The sequence below is a fragment of the Vibrio sp. 1180_3 genome (genome assembly GCF_029478545.1).
In the GTDB taxonomy this organism is placed as follows: Bacteria; Pseudomonadota; Gammaproteobacteria; order Enterobacterales; family Vibrionaceae; genus Vibrio; species Vibrio aestuarianus.
In genome coordinates this window covers 1-679 of sequence record NZ_SJFM01000152.1, presented here as the reverse complement: position 1 = coordinate 679, position 679 = coordinate 1, and the positions used below count along the sequence as shown (strand labels likewise).

Genomic DNA, 679 nt, shown 5'->3' with positions numbered 1-679 from the left:
GATAGAACAACCCTTTGTCTATAAAACCAGACTTTAGCCATTGTTCCAACATACGTTTATCTACGGCAATGTTGTCCATAAGCCATTGATGTCCGATCTTGTCGAAACAGGCTTTGATGTCTCCCTCAAGAACCCATTGAGCTGATTTCTTTAATGCCAGACACTTGAAGCACTGTGCGACTGCATCGGCAGTGCTGCGGTTTGGTCTAAATCCATAGCTGTTAGGGTCGGCAAGTGTTTCTGATACAGGCTCCAGAGCAAGAAGATGAAGCGCTTGCTGCGCTCTATCGGCCATGCAGGGGATACCCAGTGGTCTGAGCTTGCCATTTTTCTTGGGGATGTAGATACGCTTGAGCGGTTTGGCTTGATAAGCTTTTCTGCTCAATTGATTGACTGCTTTCATGCGGCGCGTATCTGTATTCCAGATAACGCCATCAATTCCAGGCGTTTTACTGCCTTTATTTTGAGATACCCGCTTAACAGCAAGAAGTTTTGCTGATCGCGAGTGAGTCAGTATCCACTGCAACGCTTTCGCTTTGCTGTGTTTACCTTCTCGTGTTGCCTTTGCAATACGCATCTGAAGCTTTAAAACATGAGATTCAACGTCTTTCCAATTGGTGGATTGCCATTGAGCACTGTCAGGAGAGGCACTAATCTCTTTTGAAATCATCATTTGCGT

Annotated in this window: 1 protein-coding gene; it reads right to left on the bottom strand. The window is 45.5% G+C overall.

Going from position 1 to position 679, the window contains the following annotated elements:
• Positions 1–673: reverse transcriptase N-terminal domain-containing protein (locus tag EYW48_RS21365; RefSeq protein WP_277433064.1), on the bottom strand; the 673-nt coding region annotated here is incomplete at its 3' end.
• Between the last annotated feature and the right edge of the window lie 6 nt (positions 674–679).